This window comes from Cupriavidus sp. WKF15 (genome assembly GCF_029278605.1).
Taxonomy (GTDB): Bacteria; Pseudomonadota; Gammaproteobacteria; order Burkholderiales; family Burkholderiaceae; genus Cupriavidus.
In genome coordinates, this window is the sequence record NZ_CP119574.1 from 281,623 (window position 1) to 300,286 (window position 18,664).

General features: G+C 62.7%; 18 protein-coding genes and 2 pseudogenes. 7 read left to right on the top strand and 13 right to left on the bottom strand.

Annotated elements, in window-relative coordinates; genetic code table 11:
* Position 1: 1 nt before the first annotated feature.
* Both CupriaWKF_RS31260 and CupriaWKF_RS31265 read right to left on the bottom strand, forming a co-directional pair.
* Entirely contained in the window at positions 2-1,213 is a 1,212-nt protein-coding gene (locus CupriaWKF_RS31260; RefSeq protein ID WP_276103953.1) for an efflux RND transporter periplasmic adaptor subunit, read from the bottom strand.
* An 84-nt stretch (positions 1,214-1,297) separates the two neighbouring features.
* A complete protein-coding gene (locus tag CupriaWKF_RS31265) occupies positions 1,298-2,491 on the bottom strand; it encodes an MFS transporter (protein WP_276103954.1) in 1,194 nt (397 codons plus the stop codon).
* Between the two features lie 158 nt (positions 2,492-2,649).
* Between CupriaWKF_RS31265 and CupriaWKF_RS31270 the strand changes: the two genes are divergently transcribed.
* On the top strand, positions 2,650-3,144 hold the full coding sequence (locus tag CupriaWKF_RS31270; RefSeq protein ID WP_276103955.1) for a helix-turn-helix domain-containing protein: 495 nt from the start codon (positions 2,650-2,652) through the stop codon (positions 3,142-3,144).
* 266 nt (positions 3,145-3,410) lie between these two features.
* On the opposite strand, the gene CupriaWKF_RS31275 is transcribed toward CupriaWKF_RS31270, so the two are convergent.
* A complete protein-coding gene (locus CupriaWKF_RS31275) occupies positions 3,411-4,391 on the bottom strand; it encodes an alpha/beta hydrolase (RefSeq protein ID WP_276103956.1) in 981 nt (326 codons plus the stop codon).
* A gap of 285 nt (positions 4,392-4,676) precedes the next feature.
* On the opposite strand from CupriaWKF_RS31275, the gene CupriaWKF_RS31280 reads away from it, so the two are divergent.
* From CupriaWKF_RS31280 to CupriaWKF_RS31300, 5 genes and pseudogenes are all read left to right on the top strand, one after another.
* Positions 4,677-5,195, top strand: a complete 519-nt coding sequence (locus CupriaWKF_RS31280) for a MarR family winged helix-turn-helix transcriptional regulator (protein WP_276103957.1) — start codon at positions 4,677-4,679, stop codon at positions 5,193-5,195.
* A gap of 107 nt (positions 5,196-5,302) precedes the next feature.
* Positions 5,303-5,505: pseudogene (locus CupriaWKF_RS31285) on the top strand (nitrilase-related carbon-nitrogen hydrolase); the annotation flags it as partial.
* A gap of 37 nt (positions 5,506-5,542) precedes the next feature.
* Positions 5,543-6,190 carry an alpha/beta fold hydrolase gene (locus CupriaWKF_RS31290; protein ID WP_276103958.1) on the top strand — a complete coding sequence of 216 codons (648 nt, stop codon included), beginning with the start codon at positions 5,543-5,545 and terminating at the stop codon, positions 6,188-6,190.
* Positions 6,183-6,569 carry an alpha/beta hydrolase gene (locus CupriaWKF_RS31295; RefSeq protein WP_276103959.1) on the top strand — a complete coding sequence of 129 codons (387 nt, stop codon included), beginning with the start codon at positions 6,183-6,185 and terminating at the stop codon, positions 6,567-6,569. The genes CupriaWKF_RS31290 and CupriaWKF_RS31295 overlap by 8 nt, the downstream gene beginning before the upstream one ends.
* Positions 6,570-6,678: 109 nt before the next feature.
* Positions 6,679-6,799: pseudogene (locus CupriaWKF_RS31300) on the top strand (alpha/beta hydrolase); the annotation flags it as partial.
* A 59-nt stretch (positions 6,800-6,858) separates the two neighbouring features.
* Here the strand turns inward: CupriaWKF_RS31300 and CupriaWKF_RS31305 are convergent.
* The 10 genes from CupriaWKF_RS31305 to CupriaWKF_RS31350 all read right to left on the bottom strand — a co-directional run bounded on the left by CupriaWKF_RS31305 (position 6,859) and on the right by CupriaWKF_RS31350 (position 17,593).
* Positions 6,859-8,106: an FAD-dependent oxidoreductase gene (locus CupriaWKF_RS31305; protein WP_276103961.1), complete on the bottom strand. Its 1,248-nt coding sequence runs from the start codon at positions 8,104-8,106 to the stop codon at positions 6,859-6,861.
* A gap of 119 nt (positions 8,107-8,225) precedes the next feature.
* Positions 8,226-9,593: an MFS transporter gene (locus tag CupriaWKF_RS31310; RefSeq protein ID WP_276103962.1), complete on the bottom strand. Its 1,368-nt coding sequence runs from the start codon at positions 9,591-9,593 to the stop codon at positions 8,226-8,228.
* Positions 9,553-9,951, bottom strand: coding sequence for a hypothetical protein (locus CupriaWKF_RS31315; RefSeq protein ID WP_276103963.1), 399 nt, complete (start codon positions 9,949-9,951; stop codon positions 9,553-9,555). Before CupriaWKF_RS31315 ends, CupriaWKF_RS31310 begins: the two co-directional genes overlap by 41 nt.
* 450 nt (positions 9,952-10,401) lie before the next feature.
* Positions 10,402-10,818 carry an organic hydroperoxide resistance protein gene (locus CupriaWKF_RS31320; protein ID WP_276104129.1) on the bottom strand — a complete coding sequence of 139 codons (417 nt, stop codon included), beginning with the start codon at positions 10,816-10,818 and terminating at the stop codon, positions 10,402-10,404.
* A gap of 101 nt (positions 10,819-10,919) precedes the next feature.
* Positions 10,920-12,422 (bottom strand): fumarate hydratase, encoded by a 1,503-nt coding sequence (locus tag CupriaWKF_RS31325; protein WP_276104130.1) that lies wholly within the window; start codon positions 12,420-12,422, stop codon positions 10,920-10,922.
* 18 nt (positions 12,423-12,440) lie between these two features.
* Positions 12,441-13,484, bottom strand: coding sequence for a gentisate 1,2-dioxygenase (gene gtdA, locus CupriaWKF_RS31330; protein WP_276103964.1), 1,044 nt, complete (start codon positions 13,482-13,484; stop codon positions 12,441-12,443).
* Between the two features lie 24 nt (positions 13,485-13,508).
* Positions 13,509-14,147: a maleylacetoacetate isomerase gene (gene maiA / locus CupriaWKF_RS31335; RefSeq protein WP_276103965.1), complete on the bottom strand. Its 639-nt coding sequence runs from the start codon at positions 14,145-14,147 to the stop codon at positions 13,509-13,511.
* Between the two features lie 13 nt (positions 14,148-14,160).
* Entirely contained in the window at positions 14,161-14,859 is a 699-nt protein-coding gene (locus CupriaWKF_RS31340; RefSeq protein ID WP_276103966.1) for a fumarylacetoacetate hydrolase family protein, read from the bottom strand.
* Positions 14,860-14,926: 67 nt separating this feature from the next.
* Complete coding sequence (locus tag CupriaWKF_RS31345; RefSeq protein ID WP_276103967.1) at positions 14,927-16,126, bottom strand: 3-hydroxybenzoate 6-monooxygenase; 1,200 nt, start codon at positions 16,124-16,126, stop codon at positions 14,927-14,929.
* Positions 16,127-16,213: 87 nt separating this feature from the next.
* Positions 16,214-17,593 (bottom strand): MFS transporter, encoded by a 1,380-nt coding sequence (locus CupriaWKF_RS31350; protein ID WP_276103968.1) that lies wholly within the window; start codon positions 17,591-17,593, stop codon positions 16,214-16,216.
* 138 nt (positions 17,594-17,731) lie between these two features.
* On the opposite strand from CupriaWKF_RS31350, the gene CupriaWKF_RS31355 reads away from it, so the two are divergent.
* Positions 17,732-18,652: a LysR family transcriptional regulator gene (locus CupriaWKF_RS31355; protein WP_276103969.1), complete on the top strand. Its 921-nt coding sequence runs from the start codon at positions 17,732-17,734 to the stop codon at positions 18,650-18,652.
* Positions 18,653-18,664: the final 12 nt, after the last annotated feature.

The window sequence follows — 18,664 nt, forward strand, 5'->3', positions numbered from 1 at the left end:
ACTACTCCGCCCCGCGTGCTGCCGTCGTGGCGGCGGTCTTCACATCATCTTCAGCCAGTTCCTTCGGCGTGACCACCGCCTCGGGCTTCACGAACTGCAGCCCGCGCGCAATCACACGCTCGCCGGGCTTGAGGCCGCTCGCGACCACATGCCTGCCATCGAGCCCGGCCCCGAGATAGACTGCGCGATAAGCCACCTTGTTGTCCTGGCCCACCACGTACACGAACTTCTTGCTCTGGTCGCTGCCAACGGCCACATCCGGCACCACCAGCGCGGACGTGTCGCCACTACCAGCCAGCCCGATCGAGACGAACATGCCGGGGACGAGCGCCCCGTCGCGGTTCTCGAACTTCGCCCGCGCGCGGATCGTCCCGCTGCGGGTGTCGATCTTGTTGTCGAACGTGTAGATCACACCTGGGTAGATGCGCTCCGTGTCGCCCTGCACACGCATTTCCACCGGGATGTGCTGCTCCTTTTTTTGGGTCTCGGCATAACGGTGAATCGACTGGACATAGGCCTGTTCGTCAACATCGAAGTCGGCATAGATGCCGTCGTTCGACACGATGCGGGTCAGCACGGGCGCATTCGCGCCGGGCTGGACCAGGTTGCCGACGGTGACTTCCGCCCGGCTGATGCGGCCGGCGATCGGCGCCTTGACGTAGGCATAGTCGAGATTGATCTCGGCCTGGCGCAACGCGGCTTCGGCCGCCAGCACGGCCGCCTTGGCCATGCGGTCTTCGTTGGTGCGCTGGTCGTGCAGGCTCAGCGGGATCGCGTCGGCGTCGATCAGGCCCTTGGCGCGCTCACGCTCGGCGGCCGCGAACTCGGCGCGCGCACGGGCCGACGCCAGGTCGGCGCGGGCACGGGCCACAGCTGCGCCATAGGGACGCGGATCGATCACGAACATCACATCGCCCGCCTTCACCGTTTGCCCGTCGCGCACACGGACTTCCACGATCTTGCCGCCCACTTCAGGCCGAACCAGCGCCTCGTCCACCGCATTGAGGCGACCGGAGAAGTTGGCCCAGACGCGTATGTTCTCAGGCGCCAGTGTCTTCACGAAGACCTCGGGCGCGGCGGCCGCCGGGGCTGTTGCCGCGCCCGAGGTCTTCAATGCCATCGTTGCGACCAGCGTGCCGGCCGTCACGACCAGTACCCCACCTGCCAATAGCCATCGCCGCCTGCCGGCCCGGCCGTTCTGTCTGTCTGCCATGCTCTGCTGCCCAATCCGTCCATTAGTTCATCGGCGATTCGTCCGACAGTGCGCCGCGCGCCTGCCGGTGTTCCCTGCTCGGCTTCAGTTCGCCGAACCGGGTGTGGCGGCGACCACGCCGGCCGGTCCCGCTTCCGGGCGGGCGATCCGCTGTCGTGCCCATTCGGCGACAAACAACGCTACCGCCAGAAAGCCCGCACCCACGAGGCCAAGGGCATGACGGTCGAACCAGGCGATAGCCGCGCCGCCGATGACGCCTGACATCGATACGCCGACGTAGATCGCCGCCGAATTCAGCCCCAACAGCAGCGGCGAGGCAGCCGGCGTGATACTGATGAGCCGGTGCTGCTGCGGGACCAGCACGCCCCAGCCGCACACGCCCCAGACGATCAGAGCTGGGACCGCGGTCACCAGCGATGCCGACGTCAGCGGCAACAGGGCGAAGTCGATGACCAGTACGGCAATGGCGGCGTTGATGATGCGGCGGCTGCCGTAGCGATCGGTCAGGCGGCCGGCGGCGAAATTGCCGGCGGTCGCCGCCACGCCCCACAGCAGCAGCAAGGCCGCCAGCACGCGCGGGTCTCCGCCGGTGGCGCGGTCGAAGCTCAGGCCGATGTAGGTGTAGACGAGGAAGAGGCCCGCATAGATCATCCAGGTGGTCAGCAGAGTCAGCAGCACGCGAGTATCCGCCAGCGGTGCAAGGCGGCGCGACAGGCTGATGGCCGGCGGCGTCGGGATCTCCGGCAAGCGCCACGCTACGCCCAGTCCGGCCAGCGTGCCGACGGCGGCCACGAACCACATCGTCGCGCGCCAGTCCAGCGCGCCGCCGATGAAGGTGCCCAGCGGCGCGCCCAGCGCCGTTGCACTGGACAGACCGCCGATCACGATGGCGAGCGCGCGCCCACGCTGCTCGGGCGGCACCAACGACGCGCCAGTTGCCGTCGCGGTCGGGCTGAACATGGCCGCGCCCAGGCCCGCAATGAGTCGGCTGGCCAGCACGAGTTCGATGTTCGGCGCCACAGCGGTCACCACGTTGCCCACCACGAACACGGCGAGACCCGTGAGCAGCAACTGCTTGCGCGGCCAATGCGCTGCCGCTGCAGCGATGATGGGCGACAGCAGCGCATAGCTGATCGCATACAGCGTCACCATCTGGCCGGCCAGCACCACCGATACGCCAAGCGAGGCCGAGACCTGCGAAAGCACGCCGGCAACCACGAAGCTGTCCGTGCCAATCGCGAACATGCCGCTGGCCAGAACGATAAGACGTTTATCCATGTGAATGTCCTCCGCGGCACATCGAGCCGCCCGTTGGGGGAATCGCCACGGGCCGCAGCCCACAAAAGTTTCTTGATGCAACTTACAATAGCGCATTAGGTTGCTTCATGCAACTTTTTCATCTAGGATGAGCGTTATGTACCGCAGGACGTTCGCTTATGCACCGCAAGACTTTCACAGGGATGAACTGCTCCGTGGCTGGCGCGCTGGAGCAGGTCGGCGAATGGTGGAGCTTGCTCATCGTGCGAGAGTGCATGATGGGCACCACGCGCTTTGACGACTTCCAGCAGCGCCTGGGTATCGCGCGAAACGTGCTGACCACGCGGCTGAACACCCTAATTGAGCACGGTGTGCTGGCGAAGGTGGTAGCCGAGGGCGCTGAACGGCGCACCGAGTACCGGCTGACGGAAAAGGGAGAGGCGCTCTATCCGATAATCGTAGGGCTGATGCAATGGGGCGACGAATGGTGCAGCAAGCGGACGCCTATCCGTCTCGTCGAGGATAGAACCGGCGAACCGGTCGAACCGGTCAGCTTGCGCGTGGGTCCACGCACGCTGGGCTTGCGCGACGTGCGCATGGAAGCCGGCGAGGGTGCGACGGAGCGAACGGCCGAGATCATCGACGCCCGTAATAAGTCCATACTCGGCAAATAGTCAGGTCATCCACGGCTTGGGCAAGGCCACCCGGCCGAACAGGCCCGGTGGCCGAACCCGGATTCCCCTCGCCAAGACCTTAATGACGCCGATCGCGGTTCTCGATCATACGGGCCGTAGTCGGGGCGTGTGTTTGGGCGCGAATGCGCCCGGGTTAAAGTCCACGCGCACCGGAATGCCTTCCTTGCCCTGGAACGCTAAAGGTCATGGCTGACCAGGTCCGTCCGATGGACCGCCGGCGTTCCGATATATGCAAATGGCGTTGCTTACCGCGCATCGAACGCGGCCTGTACTTCTGAAATCGTCGCAGCCTTGTCCTGGAGGTGCATATAGTGGCCAAGACCGGGCAAGACCTTCATGTCAAGGCTTGCGCGTCCTGCCAATTCCTCGCCCATCTCCTTGCGAATATAGATGTCCTTCTCGCCCCAGATCACGCTGACAGGCGTCTTAAGTTTGCCCAGGTTCGCTTCGAAATAGTCCTGGTCACGCGTGAAATGAGAGTAGTAGTGGTAGAACGCATCGGCAGAGGTCAAGGCACCGTTTTGCCATCCACGGGCGATGTCGGCCTTGAATTCCGGTGTCAACTCATAGCGTGAGGACTCGGGAAGTCCGCGGGTAAAGGCGTTCTGCAGGATCTCGTCGCGTGTGCGGTTGAAGGCGGCATGAATCGCATCCGCGGTGGCGGGATCCTTGAGCCCTTGCAGGCGCTCCTGCATGAACTGCGGCCGGTTGAACGGCGCAAAGTCGCCGACAACGATGCGCTTTGCGATGGCCGTGTCGTCGATGGCCGCCAGCAGAGCCGGCAGCGCGCCAATGTCCGTCGCGTAGATCACCAGATGGTGCTTGTCGATTCCCGCCGTGGCGATGTAGTCCTTGAGCACCTTTGCATAGTCTTTAGGTGAGTAGGCAAACCTGTCAGCGCCGGGACGGGAGGACTCGCCATAGCCCGGCCAGTCGAACGCGTGGACTTCATAGTTCTGGCCCAGGGAGGAGGCGATGTCCTTCCACGCGTACAGCGTCTCGGGGAACCCATGCAGGAACAGCACCGTGCCCCTTGCATTGGCATTGCGTATGACCAGGCGCCTCAGCTTGATATCGGGGTTGACCTGGACGAAGCCAATTTCCGGCGATACAGGTTGAGGCACCGCTGCGTGGGCGTTGCCAATGAACAGCGTGGCGGCCAGCGCCGCTGCGCCCGCGGTGGCCGCGAATCGGAGCGCGCTGCGAACTGTGGATTTCGTTGTCATGTCATCTACCTCTTGCTCTAGGGTCTGCAACAAACCCAATCAACGTGGTGGGTATCTGTTGCATATGCAGCATTGAAAGATGGAGATGTATCCCGGCTGTAGCAGAAGGTGGCACTTAATGTATTAGTTCGTATCAGCCGCGCGCGCCGCTACGTTGTCATACAAAAATCCCGACAGCCCGCTGCGGAGGTGTGCTCAGATGCAAACGCCTGTCCTGGATTTGCACGTCACATCCGGTCTGGATGTGCGTGTTGCCGCAACCCACCTGCCTAAAAGGAAAGCGCCATGCACCCCATCCTTAAGTGCCTGTCAGCCGCTGCCTTGCAACACACGATCACCATGAAGACCGCAGACTCTCGCACCTCAATAAAGGCCGGCGCAACCGGCGAAATCCTGCGAAGCTGCCTACTTACCCGAACCCGCCAGATATCACGTGTCCTGACCGCGCTCTATGACGACGCCCTCAGACCATTTGGAATCAATGCACCGCAGCTCACGCTGCTAGTGATGATTCATGAACTCGGGCCAATCGGCCGCGCGGCTCTTGGCCGCCGCAACCACCACGACCGCTCTACGCTCACCAGGAATCTGCAGCCGCTGCTGGCACAGGGATGGATCGTCGAAGGACCGCCGGACGAGGATGGCCGTACGCGGCCACTTGCTGTCACGAGTCTGGGCCGGACGTTGCTGCGCGATGCCGCGCCCGCCTGGTCCGTCGCTCAGACCAAAGCCACCGCGATGCTGGGCGGGTCGAGCGTCGAAGCCATCATGGATATTGGCCGCCGCCTGCCCGGACCCAGATAGATCGTGCACTGCCACGATGCCCGATTCCAGTTTCCCCGGCAATGCTGCATATACAGCATCGCCAAGACCAACGTTTTTCGTCACCACATGTCGTCGCAAAGGAAGTAGTGAAATTCGTGAAAGCCGCCACAGTCCAGTTCAGTCCCATCTTTACAGTCGTGAAGCCACCGTCGAGAAGGTAGTGAGGAAGATTCTCGAGCTTGGCCAGAAGGGCGTGCAGCTCGCCACGTTCCCGGAAACCGTGGTGCCCTACTACCCATATTTCTCGGTCGTGCAGACGCCGATCCAAGGCGCTGACGATCCGCGTCTCACGGTTGCCTGAACCATTCCCGATTTCCTGGAGAAATATGTTGAAAACTCCTGCCAAGTTCGCATTCGCCGGCGTCACGCTGGCCGTCCTGATGGCGGCGTCGCTGCCCAGCGTGGCCCAGCCGCTCGATACGGCCCCGCCCGCATCGCACACTGCCCGCAAGGCTGCGCCAGCGCGCACGGCCGACATCTCTGACGCCGCGTTGGTGAAATCGCTGCGGGGCTTCCGCAATGGCACCGCCGAAGTCAATGGCGTACGTCTGCACTATGTCGTCGGCGGCAAGGGCGATCCATTGGTACTGCTGCCGGGATGGCCGGAGACATGGTGGACGTTCCACAAACTCATGCCAACGCTTGCCCAACACCACACCGTCATCGCCGTGGATCTACGTGGGATGGGCGGATCGTCCAAGCCCGCCGATGGATACGACAAGAAGACGATGGCGCGCGACATCCACGCGCTGGTGAAATCGCTTGGCTATGAAAAGGCCAGTGTCGCGGGCCACGACATCGGCTCTGCCGTGGCGTTCTCGTATGCCGCGAACTTCCCGCAGGCCACCGACCGGCTAGTGATGCTGGAATTTCCACATCCGGACGAAAGCCTGCTGACATTCCAGTTGCTGCCAGCCCATGGCACCTTTGGCGACAAGCTCGATTTCGCGCATCCGTACCTGTGGATTGCCTGAGAAGCTGCTCGCCGGACGCGTCCGGATCGTACAGGACTGGCTGTTCAAGTACTTACTCGTCGACGAGAACGCCATCGATGCGCGCGATCGAGCAGTATATGAGCGCGCTTACAACAGCGCGGAAGCCATTCGCGCCAGCAACGGCTGGTACCGGAGCTTCACCCAAGACATCGCCGACAGCAAGACATACCCAAAGCTGGAGGCACCAGTTCTGGCGATGGGCGGTCCAGCCTATCGCTGGATGAGCAAGGTAATTCCCCCCAAGGCGTCCAACCTGACAACCGTGAACCTGGAAGACACAGGCCACTTCGTCCACGAAGAACGTCCCGAACTCGTCGCGAAGGCAATCACCGAATTTCTGGAACGCAATCGCCAATAGAACGCGCCGATGCCGGCCACCATGCGCAGAGGCTTCGTTACGTCCCTTTACCGATCCGCCCAAACCATCCGACGTAGCGTAGCGGCATCAACTTGGCGATGCCCCGGTGTCCCCGCGGTGGAAGTTCGACGACGCCACCTTCGAGCGCAGCGCGGCCGGCGCTCCGCAATCCCGACCACGTGGCAGTCAGCGTGCACAACTATCGCTGGCGCCAGGGACTAGCGGAAGGGCGATGGCTTCTGATTAGCCAGCCGCCCGCTCCCCGGTTCACGCGGTACTGATGAGGTGGCTACGGCTTTCCTGTGCTCTCACCGTATCCTGGCGGTCGTTGCACAATTGGGGCTCCCGCCTCGAGAATTTCGTCAGCAATGCCGGACCTTGGCGGGTAAATGCGCTCGTGGTTGATGGTCAGCTTGGTCTGCTTCGCCACAGCACCCTCCGCCACTAAGCGTCGGTCCCATCCTTCCGTGTACACAGCGCCCCAAGCTCCGAGATCAAGGATTGTTGTGTACCAGTCGATGCTCAGAGGCATCATCGGCAAATCCAGCAGTTCACTCGCTGCGTTGTGGCCAGCAAAGCGCCCCATCGGACGCGCGTGTTGACACGACATGACTGACGAGTGATCGCCATCAATTTGCGTGGTGGCAGCATCGCCCGCGGCGAAGACGTTTTTGATACCCCCCACGCGCATGAACTTGTCGACCACTATCCTTCCCAGGCTATCGAACTTCGCAGGCAGGCGTCGATTCAATGGATGCGCCCTCATGCCGCCGCACCACACCACGGTCGAAGCAGGCAAGCGCTCACCATTGGTCAAAACCACTTCGGACTCGCCAATGAATTCAATTGAGAAATTTGGCCACATCTCAACGCCAAGCTCTTCACATGCCCGCTCGATGACCGGTTGGGCCTCACCCATCGCTTCTCCAATACGCGGTGTTCGGTCCGCCAAGATGACTCGGGACACTTTGTCTGAGTCTGATCCTGTCGCTGACCTTGCCGCTTCCCGTAGTCGATCGGGTAACTCCAATGCCAGCTCAATGCCCGTGAGCCCAGCCCCAATCACAATCGCCGTGAAGCGACCTGCCGCAGGACTCGCTTCCGCCAGCCTGCCCATATGTTCTTTCAGGCGCTTTGCGCCAGCGTACGTGTCAATATCGTGGGCATATTGAGCCAACCCCGGGATCGGCGGACGGGCAAGTTGACTACCGGTAGCGATGATCAGTTTGGAATACGAAATCTCCGTTTCCTCCCTCTCAGTGCGAACAAGGACTACCTGTCTCGAAGTATTCACATCGATTACTTCGCCTTCAACATGCTGGACTCCAATTGGGTCCAGCACCTCGGCAAATGGAACCAGCGTGCTTGCGAGATCGGATTCATAGTTCCTCACGCGGATGCTGTGATGCTTCCCAGGACTGACAAGAACAACTTCCATGTTGCTCGGCTCCACGCCCGCTTCACGGATCTTCCGAGCCGCCCCAACGGCGCTCCACAGCCCTCCGAAACCACCACCTACAACAACGATTCTCTTCATTCCAGACTCCACGTTACATCTGCCGTCTAGCAAGACCTTGAAAGGCAAACGGTTTTTGAACTAACGAAAATGAAATTAAAGAACTGCCATCACTTCATAAATGCCATACCTGATTCCGATTAACTGGAGGACTTTTTTATTCTGTCACGCATCAACATTTTTTGAGGCGCTGACGAAGAACGGGATGAGCCCAGCCCTAGCATTGCTACTCCAGCAGCTAGTGTGGGCAGACCAACAACGGCAAACAAAGTCGGCATGCTCCAGCCAAATGAGAGCAATGTCGCCCCGCCCATCGAACCCACGACGGAGCCGATTCGGCCCACACCATTCGCCCACCCCACTGCTGTCGCGCGGCAGTCCGTGGGGTAAAACCTTGCGATCAGCGCGTTTACGCCTACTTGAGAGCCAGAGATACAGAAGCCTGCGCAGAATACTGCTACTCCGGCAGCCACCGGTTCGGAAGCCAGGCTGCCGATCGCAGCAATGAACAGGCATGCAAGCGAGTAGCTGGTGGCCAGGACGTAGTAGGGATTAAGCCGATCCATTAACCACCCCAGCACGATGGCGCCTAAGGTTCCGCCTCCCGGTAGCATTGCGGAAACATAGGCGGCATCGCGGAGTGACAGACCGACTTCTTTCAAAAGAGTTGGAAGCCAACTGACCAAAAGAAAGAGCACCAGTAGACTCATGAAGAATGTCAGCCAGAACATTAGCGTAGGACGGACGAGAGCCGGCCGGAGCAAGTGTCCTAGCGGTGAACGGTTGCTGCGTTTTTCCGATACGGCAAAGGTTGCCTCGTGTAGTTCTGCACGAGGCGCGATGCGGTAAAGCGTGGCGCGAATCCGCTCTTCGTTCTTACCGGCCATGGCAAGGTACCTGACAGACTCGGGCAATCTCCAGGCCACGACTGCGGCAAGGACCATAGGAAATACGCCACCAACCGCTAGTACTGAGCGCCATCCTAATCCTTCAATCAGCCACGCCGATGCGAGCCCGCCAAGTGATATCCCGACGGTGAAACCACAGAACATCGTAGTCACGAGAATAGAGACACGCCTTTGGGGGCAGAATTCGGAGGTTAACGTAATCGCAATCGGCATAACCCCACCAAGGCCAAGCCCCGTTAGGAAGCGCAGCGCAATCAGCTCCCACAACGTACCGGCTTCAGCGGAGACAAGGCTCGTGATCCCAAAGAACACCACCGAGAGCACTAGGACAATCTTCCGCCCCAAGCAATCCGCTAGTGGTCCGAAAATGAAGGCCCCGGCCATCAGCCCAATAAGTCCAACACCGAACAACGGTGCGAGGTCACCGTGTTTCAATTTCCATTCCGCACTAATTGCCGGAGCAATGAATCCGATTGCGGCTGTGTCGAATCCATCGATAGCGACAATAAGAAAACACAATATAACGATATTAACCTGGAATAACGACAGGGGCTGCCTGTCAATAAATTCCGTGACGTCTATTTGGCGAATGTCCGACATAGTTGTCTGCCCCCTCGAGTTTATCGAAATCAGTTTTGATTATTCGCTCGCCGTGCCCGGCGGCCAGGCGAGCGGCACGCACGCCTTCGCTGCCACCGCCAATCACCAGGATGTCAATACGTGTCTTGCCTGATTCAGTTCTGCATAGGAACTCCGTGAGCCGGTCAAACCGGCAAGGCGCAGCGAATGAGTACGCGAGAAAGATCGGACCGACTATCGGCAAAACAAAGCCGTCCGGCAATGGCTTGGCGGTAAAGACGCTGATTAGCGCTTTGAATAACAGTCGACGCGCGCCGAGGCTACTTTGCGAACAATGCCATGCTGACCCCGCGCAGCCGCCGGCTGCCGGGGTCAACATGCTGGCAACGGTGCCAGTGCTGTTTCACGTCTCACATTGGGAAGTCAAAAGGCGGGCAAGAAGCTGCAACTCGGCGTGGTCGGCGTAGACCTCTCCGATCGATTCGCTGACGGTGGTGATCAGGTGCGTTGCGGCGACGATTGGGGAATGCTGAGGAAGTGCGCGGGCAGCTTAGCTGCGCGGTGCCAGCCGGCCGCTCCCGACTCTTCCCGGCCTGCTTCCGCGACCGCCTTGGCCTCCTGACATCCTGCCCTCGAGAGCCGGTCAGGCGAGTGGAGCGGAGATTCATTAAGTCGAGGCAAATGACCTCAACGGGTCGGGTAGAGCCGACCAGCGTTCTCCCCTTACCGGACCGCGGTCGGCCATGGCTGCAAGGCACGCACCGGCGCGAGCCAATGCGTGCGCAAGCAACAGGAGCGTCTCCCTCAAGTGTCGTGCGAGATCCTGTCGTCAGACGATATTGATCTCGACATCAATATTGCCGCGAGTCGCCTTGGAGTACGGGCAAAGCTGGTGTGCGGCCGCGGCCAGGGACTGCGCGATCTCGCGGTCAATCCCGGGCAAACTGACATAGAGCCGTGCCGCCAGGAAGTAGCCCTCCCCTGCTTGGCCGAGATCCACTTCAGCGTCAACGGCAGCGTCGGCCGGAACCGTGACCTTCGCCACCTGTGCCGCCCTGGCAATTGCGCCAAGGAAGCAGGCCGACCAGCCAGCGCCCAGGAGCTGTTCCGGATTGGTACCGGCGCCGTTGCTGCCGGGTCCTGAGAGATCGACGGCCAGACGGCCGTCGGTGCTGCGGGAGTTGCCGTTGCGGCCGCCGACGGTATGGGTCTTGCCGGTGTAGATGACTTTATCAAATTGGTTGATCTTTTCGGGATACTTCAGTTAAGGATGTTGATCGCCACGCGGGGTTGAGCGTCGTCCGGGGTGGCGCCTGCCGGCGACGCGATAATCAGGCAAGTGGTTCTTCATGCCGCCGCGATGCGCCAGGTGCGCGGTCCGCTTTCGTGGACACTGTTGCCGCCGGCATCCACGGCGACGACGACGGGCAGGTTCTCCACATCGAACTCGTAGATGGCTTCCATGCCGAGATCGCCAAATGCCACAACGCGAGAGGACCGGACCGCCTTGGAGATCAGATAGGCGGCTCCTCCGGTCGCCGCCAGATAGACGCAGCCGTTCTTCACGATCGCGGCGATCGCATCGGGTCCGCGCTCGGCCTTGCCGATCATGCCGAGCAGGCCGGTGGAAGGCAGCATACGTTCGGCAAACTTGTCCATCCGTGTTGAAGTGGTTGGGCCGCAAGGGCCTACTACCTCGTCACGCACCGGATCAACGGGGCCGACGTAGTAGATCATGCGATTGCGGAAGTCCACCGGCAAGGGCTCGCCACGCGCGAGCATGTCGTCGATCCGCTTGTGCGCGGCATCGCGCCCGGTCAGCATGCGCCCCGACAGCAGCAGCGTCTCGCCCGTCCGCCATGTGCGGGTTTCCTCCCGGGTCACGGAGTTCAGATCGACCCGGCGGCTCGCCGTGCCGTCGGGCAAAGGCAGGTCCGGCCAGAGGTCGGGCGACGGCGGCGTCAGCATGACCGGGCCGCTGCCATCGAGTTCGAAGCGCGCGTGCCGCGTTGCCGCGCAGTTCGGCACGATGGCGACAGGCATGCTTGCCGCATGCGTGGGGTAGGTGGCGATTTTGACATCGAGCACGGTGGTCAACCCACCGAGCCCCTGTGCCCCGATGCCAAGCGCATTGATGCGGTCATGGATCTCGATGCGCAGCGCCTCCAATGCGTCGCGCGGGCCCCGGACCTTGAGATCGAGCATGTCGAGCGGTTCGGTCAGGCTCTGCTTGGCCAGCAGCATGGCCTTCTCGGCCGTGCCGCCGACGCCGATGCCGAGCATGCCGGGAGGACACCAACCGGCCCCCATCGACGGCACCATGCTGACGATCCAGTCCGCGACCGAATCGCTGGGCATCAGCACCGCGAACTTGCTCTTGTTCTCGCTGCCGCCGCCCTTTGCCATCACGTCGACCACGACGGTGTTGCCTGGCACCAGTTCAACATGGACGACCGCCGGGGTGTTGTCGCCGGTATTGCGCCGCGCGAACAACGGGTCTTCGACGATGCTGGCACGCAGCGCATTGTCGGGATCGAGGTAAGCACGACTCACCCCGGCATTGGCCGCATCCACGATGCCCGACGGGAATCCGACGAGCCGGACGTCCATGCCGACGCGTACGAAGATATTGACGATGCCCGTATCCTGGCAGATCGGACGCCGGCCTTCCGCGCACATCCGCGAGTTGATCAGGATCTGGGCAATCGCCTGTTTCGCCGGCTCGCTGGCCTCGCGTTCATAGGAGGCGGCGAGGTGCCGGATATAGTCGGGAGGATGATGGTGACTGATGAACTGCAGCGCCGCGGCGATGCTGTCGACAAAGTCCCCATACGAAACGACGGTGGTCATGATGCCGGCCACCCCGCCTCAGGAACGCTGCTCGCGGAACAGGCCGAGCTTTTCCTGCGCGACGCGGTCAGAATACGAGAACAGCACCAGATCCTGACTGGCATGCAGTGTGTAGCGGCTCCAGCCCGGCACCACCACGATGTCGTGCGGCGCAAGCTCGAACTTCTGATCGCCGATCATCGCATGGCCACTGCCTTCCACGCAGACAAAGACGGTGCTGTCGGTCGAGCGGTACGGCAACGTCGCGAAGCCAGACGGCAACAACCGGATCATAGTGGCAATGGTCGGCATGGCCCAGCCGCCGTCCACCGGATTGGTGTAGCGCATGAGGTAGCCCGTGTGCGGATCGGGGGCGCCAGCGTGTGGCAACGCGAACAACGCCTCGCGCGTACGCGCGTAGGGATAGTTGAAGACTGGGGAGTTCATCGTAGATGCCTGGTAGCCCACCGGCATCAGACCAGTGCCATAGCGTGCGAGGGCATCGCCTGCCGGGCGGGTGACCGGCGATTCGCCGGATTCGAACTCCTCGCGGAAGCCACCGTTGAAAAGCGACACGATGGGAATATCGAGGCCGTCCAGCCAGACCATCGGTGCGTTGCCCTCGTGGCCGTGATGGTGCCACGTCCACGCCGGCGTGATGACGAAATCGCCGGGTTCCATATAGGTCTTCTCTCCGTCCACGGCGGTGTAGGCGCCCGAACCTTCGACGACGAAGCGCAACGCCGATTGGGTATGGCGGTGCGCGGGGGCGACCTCGCCGGGCAGGATGAGCTGAAGGCCGGCATACATCGTTCTGGTGATGCACGAGGTCCCAGGCAGACCCGGATTCTCCATCAGCAGCACGCGCCGTTCGGCTTCCTCGGCCGAGATCAGGCTCGCCGATTCGATCAGGTACGGGCGGGCCGTTTCGTATGACCAGCGGTGCGCGACACCCGCCGGTGTGGGTTCCGATGGAATCAGCTTGCGCAGCCGGGTCCAGAGGGCGGCCATCGCATGCGGCTCCAGTTCGCGGTAGAACGCGTCGAGCCGGGTCAACACGTCAGGAGTGGGATTGGTTGTCATGATCGGATGCCTCCAGCATCGGTATCAGTGGGCGGCTACGTAATCGGGCTGGGCACTTGGCGCCGCCACGCGGAAAGCCTCGTGACGCATGCAGTGCTCGTAGGCAAGGCGCACGCGGGGGAACGGATCGAGGCTGAACCCCGCACGCTGCGCATTGGCAACCTGCGGTACCAGGCAGCAGTCGGCCAGGGTCGGGGCGTCGCCGACGCACCAGCCGCCGTCCGCAGTCAGCCACGGTTCCAACGCGCTGAATCCCGCGGTGAGCCAGTGGGCGACCCATTCCGATTTGTCAGCGTCGGCAATACCAAGATGGGCGCTGAGGTACTTCTGCACACGCATGTTGTTCAGCGGATGCAGGTCACAGGCGATCGTCAGCGCCAGCTCCAGCACTCGTGTGCGAGCCTGGCCGTCGGCGGGAATCAGCAGCGGCACGGGGCACTTGCGATCGAGATAGTCGATGATCGCCAAAGATTGCGTTATGGTCTGCTCGCCATCCTGGATCGTCGGCACCAGCCGGTTCGGATTGAGCGCCTGATACTCGGGCCGGTCCTGCTCGCCAGCGCGCAGGTTCACGCCGATATGGTCCCAGGGAAGGCCCTTCAGTGCCATGGCGATGCGCACCCGGTACGCCGCCGAACTGTTGAAGAAGTTGTACAGGTCCATGCTCGTGCCGCCTTCAGGCTACGCGCACTTCGACGTCGCTGAGCCCCGCGATGCCGCCACACATGAGCTCGCCGCTGCGCACCGGCCCGACGCCTTCCGGCGTGCCGGTGAAGATAAGGTCGCCCGGCTGCAGCGCAAAGAAGGTGGACAGGTTGGCGACGATCTCGGGCACCGACCAGATCAGCTTGTCCAGGTCGCTGCGCTGGCGGTCCTGTCCGTCGACCTGCAGCCAGATCTCTCCGGCGGCCGGGTGGCCGACTACGCTGGCAGGATGCAGCAGTGATACCGGCGCGGACTGGTCAAAGCTCTTCCCGAGTTCCCACGGGCGGCCTCGGTCGCGCGCCGCAATCTGCAGGTCGCGCCGCGTCATGTCGATGCCGACCCCGTAGCCCCAGATATGCGCATTGGCATGCTCGACCGGTATGTCCCGTCCCGCGCGGCCGATCGCCACCACGAGTTCAATCTCGAAGTGGAACTGCCCGGTCGCCGGCGGATAGTCGATCTGCGCGCCGGCGCCCGTGGGCGCTACCACGATCGCATCGGCAGGCTTGCAGAAGAAGAACGGCGGCTCGCGGCTCGGGTCCATGCCCATCTCGCGTACGTGCGCGGCGTAGTTGCGGCCAACGCAGTAGATACGGCGCACGGGAAACAGTTCGTCGCCACCAGCTACGGGAATCGTGACGGCGGGAATGGGCTGAACAACAAAAGTCATGCGGAACTCCAGGTTTGGGATCTGCAAGGTCAGATCCCGGGTCGATCGGGGGATGGGGAAGTGGCCTTCATACGGACAGGCAGGTCTCGGCCTTCCAGCCGTAGAGCCATTCCAGCGAGTCGTAGAACCGCTCCGGCGAGCGGCTCTTCCACAGGGAATTGCGCACCAGGCGCTCCACGCCGGACGCGTGGCACAGCCGGCCGAACTCGCGGGTCGACAGGACGACGCGCGCTGTGCGGGTGATGCGTGCGTCCTGGTACAGGGAAAAGGCGCGCGGCAAATCGCCGTCGCACGCACGTACCGCGGCCCCGAGTGTGACGGCATCCTCGACCGCCATGCAAGCACCCTGCGCGAGGTATTGCAACAGCGGATGCGCGGCGTCGCCGAGCAGCGTGATGCGGCCGTGCGTCCATTGCCCGATGGGTTCGCGGTCCGCGGTGGCCCAACGGCGCCAGGTCGGCGGCAGCGAGAGCAGGCCAAGCGGACGGGGATCGATGCCCTGGAAGTACGAATGCACCTCCTCCTGGCTGCCCTCGCTGACGCCCCAGGTTTCCTGCTGGCGGCTGTGGAACGTCACCACGAGGTTGTACTGCTCGCCAGCGCGGACGGGGTAATGCACGACGTGGCAGTTCGGCCCGACCCAAAGCACCGGTGCGTTCCATTGCATGTCGCGCGGAAAATGCTCGGCATCGATCACCGCGCGGTACACCACGTGCCCCGATACGCGCGGCGGGTCGCCGACCAGTTGCTGGCGGATAGCGGACTTCACGCCGTCGGCGCCAACCAGGGCACAGCCGTGGTAGCGGTTACCCTGTTCGTCGAATGCGGTTACGCCGTCCGCTGACTGCCGGAGCTCGACGATGCGCGTTGCGGTGACGAACTCGATCCGGTCGGTTTCGCGCACACCCGCGAGCAGGGAATTGTGAACGTCGGCACGGTGCGTGACCGCGTACGGATTGCCAAAGCGCTTGCGAAAGGCCTCGCCGACGGGGATGTCGGCAACGGTTTTCCCGTCGATCGCATCGATCATCATCATGTGATCGGTGTAGACAGCATGGCTGCGCGTGCGCTCACCGACACCAAGCGCGTCGAAGGCGGCGAAGGCGTTGGGGCCGAACTGCACGCCTGCGCCGATTTCGCCGATGACGCTGGCCTGCTCCAGCACCTTGACATGACAGCCCTCGCGCGCCAGCGCGAGCGCCGCCGCAAGCCCTCCGATGCCGCCACCGACGACGAGCACGGGCGATGATTGAGTAGTAATACGCATGAGACTCCTTATTTCTGCGGGGCGACATCGGCCGCGACGATCCGTGACCGGTGCCGCGTACAACGGCTGCGATGAATGAAAAGGTGGCTATTGGCCATCCAGTACCGCAGGCAGCGCGGCGTCCTGTGCCGGCGCACCGTGTGCCGGCGACGCGGGGCGCACCACCCGCAGCAAGAGAATCGCGGCAGCGGCAACGGCGGCGGGAACGGCGCTGCACAGGAAGATGGTCTTGATGCCGAAACCGCTCGCGAGCAAGACGCCGACGATGAGCGGTCCGCTAACCTGGCCCATGCGAGCAAGCGCCATAGCCCAGCCCACGCCGGTGGCGCGCATCCCGCTCGGGTAGCTCAGTACGGCCAGGCCCAGCAGCCCTGAACTGCCGGCGCCCAGGAAAATGCCGGACAGCGTGGCCGCGATCGCCAGCGAGGGCAGAGATTCGGTGACATAACCGAGCACGGACACGCTGAGCGCACCGAGCACGAACAGCGGCGGCAGCGTCAGATATGGACCGAAGCGGTCCACCAGGCGGCCACCCGCGGCGGTGCCAGCCACGCTGCCGAGATTGATCAGGGCGACCACGAGCGCGGCATCGTGCTCACCGACGCCCTCGCCGCGCAGCAGCGCAGGCGTCCACAGCACCAGCACGATCAACAGCACAAAGCACATGAAGAAGCCGACCCAGAGCAGCAGCGTGGCAACGAACCGCCCTTCCGAAAGCAACTCCCGGAATGGCAGGCCACGCACGCGCTCTTCGGCGTCGACATAGGTGATATGGCGATCGGACTCGGACGGCCGTTCCGCGATGCGCGCGACCATGGCGCGTACCGCATCCTGTCCGTCCTTGCGCCGGAGCAGGAACGGCAGCGATTCGGGCAAGCCCATGATGACCAGCAGCGCCAGCCCCAGCGGCAGTACACCACCGAGATAGAACAGTGCCGGCCAGCCGTAGTGCGGCACGATGTGCGAGCTGACGAGCGCGCCCACGGCACCACCCAACGGAAAGCCGGCATAGAGCACGCCGGTCATCATTCCGCGCATGGGCCGCGGCGTGTATTCGGCAGACAGCGCCAGCAGATTCGGAATCGCGCCGCCAAGGCCGAGACCGGCGAGGAACCGCATCAGCAGCAGTTCCGGCAGCGTGGACGCATGCGGCGTCAGCAGCGAGAACACCGAGAAGACCACGATGGCCGTCGCCAGCAGCCAGCGGCGGCCAAAGCGATCGGCCAGCGGGCCGAGCAGGAAGGCGCCAAACATGGCGCCCAGCAGACCAGCGGAGAAGACCTGTCCGAATTGTGCGATGGCAATGTCGAGCGAGGAAGACATGGCTTTGGCTGCAAAGCCGATCGCCTGGGTGTCGAAGCCATCCATTAGCACGATGAGGAAGCAGACGATGAAGATGCGAAGCCGATAGGCACCGAGAGGCCGTCTGTCGATGACCGACGCAATGCTAATTGGGGGTGGGTACATGTGTCTCCTTGATTGCGCGGTCTTTTGTGTGGTTGAACCTGGTCCGGTCGGCCGTTGCGCCGCGCTGCGAGGTAAGCGGATGACGGAAGTCTCGTTCCTCGCCTATCATTCGGCAATCAAATGAACGGAATTACGGTCATGAACGAAATAGATAATTTCGATATGAACCTGCTGCGCGTATTCGATGCGCTGTGGCGGCATGGTCACCTGGGCCGCGCGGCCGAGGAGATCGGCGTAAGCCAGCCGGCCATGTCGCACGCATTGCAGCGGATGCGCGATCAGCTTGGCGATCCGCTGTTCCTTAGGGTCCGCACCGGCATGCAGCCGTCACCGCGTGCCGTAGTGCTTGCGCCCGTCGTGCAGGGGGTGTTATCCGAGGTGCGAGAACACCTTCTGACGGCGCCGCGCTTCGATCCTGCGCAGGCTCGGCGGACCTTTACGCTGGCGCTGTCTGACGTCGGCGAAGCAGCATTCTTGCCGCGCCTGCTGGCCCGTCTCATGAAGGAGGCGCCGCATGTGGACGTGCGTACGGTGTCGGCACGGCACACGGACCTCATGGATCAGCTCGAACGCGGCAGGATCGATCTGGCCATTGGCTACTATCCTGACCTCGGCGGTTCGGATGTATTCCAGCAGCGCCTGTTCCCGCACGGCTTCGTGTGCCTGGCGCGCAAGAATCACCCGGTCGCACGCGGACGCATGACGGCGCAACAGTTCCGGGCGCTGCCTCATGCGGTGATTCAGAGCGAAAGCCGCAGCCAGGAACTCGTCGAATCGTATCTGCGCCAGCACGGCATCGCGCGGCGCGAGATGCTGCGTTCCCCGCATTTTCTCAGCATTCCGCTCGTGATCGCGTCGACCGATCTGGTCGTCACGGTGCCGCTGCCGGTGGGCGAGCTGTTCGCGCGCATCGCGGATGTACAGGTCCTTGAACCACCGTTCCCGATTCCCGCTTTTGATCTCAGGCAGCATTGGCACCGCTGTCAGCATGACGACCCGGGCAATCGCTGGCTGCGCTCAGTCACCCAGGAACTGTTCGGCGAATCTCCTGGCGAGTAGCGGCCCGTACAT